The organism is Cupriavidus yeoncheonensis (genome assembly GCF_905397275.1).
GTDB lineage: Bacteria > Pseudomonadota > Gammaproteobacteria > Burkholderiales > Burkholderiaceae > Cupriavidus > Cupriavidus yeoncheonensis.
This window is the reverse complement of sequence record NZ_CAJPUY010000055.1, coordinates 1-2,895: the sequence shown is the minus strand read 5'-3', so window position 1 is coordinate 2,895 and position 2,895 is coordinate 1. Positions and strand designations below refer to the sequence as shown.

The window sequence follows — 2,895 nt, the reverse complement described above, 5'->3', positions numbered from 1 at the left end:
GAGCCTGTCAGATTTTTAGTGTGTCGAGGTCATGAGACGATTACGGAAACGTCCAATGACCGACACAACAGTGAACAAGAAGAGCAAGAACCCGAAGGCACCGAAGCTGTTCCCCGATGAACTGATCGATCAACTGCTTGCCCAGGTGCAGAGCAAGGATGCCGAGTCGATCCTGGGCGAATCGGGCTTGGCCGGCCAGCTCAAGAAGCAGTTGGCCGAGCGTATGCTCGCCGCCGAGTTGAGCCACCATCTGGAGAACGAGGCCGAGCAAGGCAAGGCCGGTAACCACCGCAACGGCACCAGCCCCAAGACGGTCCTGACGCCCAACGGCGAGCTGAAACTGGACATTCCGCGCGATCGGCAGGCGACGTTCGAGCCCCAATTGGTCGGCAAGTATCAACGCCGGCTGCCTGGCTTCGACGACCACGTCATCAGCATGTATGCGCGCGGCATGAGCGTGCGCGAGATTCAGGGCCATCTGCTGGAGCTGTACGGCCTGCAGGTATCGCCCGATCTGATCTCCACGGTCACCGACGAGGTGCTGGCTGACGTCGAGCAATGGCAGCAACGCCCGCTCGAGGCCATGTATCCGATCGTGTACTTTGATGCGCTACGACTGAAGATTCGCGACGAAGGCACGGTCAAGAACAAGGCGGTCTACCTGGCGCTGGGCATCCGCGCCGACGGTCGCAAGGAAGTGCTAGGTCTGTGGATCGAGCAAACCGAAGGTGCCAAGTTCTGGCTGAAGGTCTTCAACGAACTGAAGAACCGCGGCTTGCACGACGTCCTGATCGCAGTGGTCGACGGCTTGCGTGGCTTCCCCGAGGCGATCGAGGCGGTCTATCCGGCCGCGCAAATCCAGACCTGCATCGTGCATCTAATCCGCAATTCGCTGAATCTGGCGAGTTGGAAGGACCGCAAGCCATTGGCTGCCGCGCTCAAGCCGATCTACCAGGCCGCCACGGCCGAGGCGGCGGCCGCAGCGCTCGACACATTTGCACAGAGCGAGTGGGGACGCAAATTCCCTACCGTCGCGGCCATGTGGCAGCGCCAATGGGAACAGGTGATTCCCTTCTTCGCCTATCCGCCCGAGGTGCGTCGAATCATTTATACGACGGATGAAGTTGACAAGCGCCCAATGTTCTTCCACTCCTCTATGGCGTCCGTATTGGTGGCCACGGAGCGCGTACCGCACTTGCCTGTGGCCGCGCTTGCTTCCAGCGCGAGAACAGGCGTTGGTAAGCCTGCTCGGCTTGCTCGCCGACTGCACGCTCCAAATCCCGGACGGACTTCAGATTGTAGGCGGCGGCAGATCCCTTGCGGCTACCGCGGCGCGCAGGAGGCATGCCTGCCTGTAATTCCAACTCACGGGTCTTTCGCGCTGTCAGCGCTGGGCGATCCCACGCGAAGGATTCGTTACGCGTGAGGACGTGCCAGACGATTATTGCCAGCTTGCGCGCGGTGGCAACAGCCGCGATCTGCTGTCCACGATGATCCCGGATGCGCAAGAAGAAGGCACGAATGGGGCCGGCCGTTTGCGCTGCTGCCCAGGCAGCCTCGACTAGCATGGCACGCGCATAGGAGCGTCCGCGCTTGCTGATGTGTCCGTGCTTTGCTGGTTGCAAGCCCGATTGGTAGACCGAAGGATTGAGGCCAAAGTAGCTGACCAGTTTCTCCGGCGATCGAAAGCGAGCAATATCGCCGATGGCTGAGAGTAAGCCGATCGCAACGGTGGTGTTGATGCCGGTGATGGTCAGGAGCTTGCGCAGCCTGTCGTCCTGAATAGCGGATTGGGCCAGGATGCGCTCGACCTCCTGTAGATCCTCGGCTAGCCGGTCCAGCTCATGCAACCGCTGGTCGATCCCGATGCGTTCATCCGTGGGTAGCTGCTGCCAGCTCAGCCACGCCCGCCCTTTCTTGCCAAACAGGTCTGTTGCGGGACACCGCTCGATGAGATGTGCGGCAAGGACAGCGTGAATCTCATTCTTGAGCCGAGTCCGCTGCCGCACGATCTGGGCTCGGCGCGACACCTGCCGTCGCATTGCTTGCGTAGCCTCGTCTGGAATCCAAACCTCGGGCAGGAAGCCACTCGCGTAGAGTTGCGCGAGGATCGCCGCGTCGATCTTATCCGTCTTCACGCGGGCTTCAGCGATGAGACGGACTTGCAGCGGGTTGGCGACGATCACTCTGCCGACATGACCTCTCAATACATTCGCAATAGCGATCGTATTGCCGGTCGCCTCGAGTACCACGTGGTCGTCGGGCTTTAGCTTGGCAGCAAAGCGTTTCAACTCATCGCGTCGCAGTCCGACGCGCCCACCGGCGCGCAGCAGGCCGTTGTCCAGATAGGCAATCTCAGCCACCGATCGCGATACATCCAGTCCTATCACTCGCATTGGCGTCTCCCATGGGAAACATCACAAATGGGAGCCGGTGGGACAGCACGACAACTACGGATTCGCGCTCGCAGCGCAACCGGGCGGGTCGCAGGGGCGGCCAACTACTAACACGAGCTCGCAGCTCAACGTATATGAACGGCCTGCCCACCCGAAGTGCTCCCCGGTGCCCCTGTCCCGGATGGTCGGACCATACACCAATTTGCACGGCGCGGAGAGGGGGCACCGGTTCCTATCATGCCGGTTACAAACGCCATCGAGAGCATGCACATGCAGTTGCGCAAGATCGTGAAGAATCGCGGCCACTTCCCCAGCGACGAAGCCGCCAGCAAACTGCTGTATCTGGCCTTGCGCAACATCGAAAAGGATTGGAAGATGCCACCTATCACTTGGCGGCAAGCAGTCAATCAGTTCGCCATTCTGTTTGGCGAGCGATTCACCTCCGCCATGAGCTGAGATTCTTTAACCGACCTCAGCACACAAAATTCCTGACACCTCC

At 60.4% G+C, this 2,895-nt stretch carries 1 protein-coding gene and 2 pseudogenes; 2 read left to right on the top strand and 1 reads right to left on the bottom strand.

All coding sequences use genetic code 11. The features are described from left to right. Nucleotides 1-55: 55 nt before the first annotated feature. Nucleotides 56-1,129, top strand: a pseudogene (locus tag KHO22_RS32220) (IS256 family transposase); the annotation flags it as partial. A 25-nt stretch (nucleotides 1,130-1,154) separates the two neighbouring features. Here the strand turns inward: KHO22_RS32220 and KHO22_RS32215 are convergent. After that, nucleotides 1,155-2,396, bottom strand: a complete 1,242-nt coding sequence (locus KHO22_RS32215) for an IS110 family RNA-guided transposase (RefSeq protein WP_211951245.1) — start codon at nucleotides 2,394-2,396, stop codon at nucleotides 1,155-1,157. 234 nt (nucleotides 2,397-2,630) lie between these two features. On the opposite strand from KHO22_RS32215, the pseudogene KHO22_RS32210 reads away from it, so the two are divergent. Further along, nucleotides 2,631-2,852: pseudogene (locus KHO22_RS32210) on the top strand (transposase); the annotation flags it as partial. Between the last annotated feature and the right edge of the window lie 43 nt (nucleotides 2,853-2,895).

Excerpts from the sequence above, each read along its gene's own strand:
- KHO22_RS32215 (WP_211951245.1), bottom strand. The coding sequence starts at position 2,396 with ATGCGAGTGATAGGACTGGATGTATCGCGATCGGTGGCTGAGATTGCC.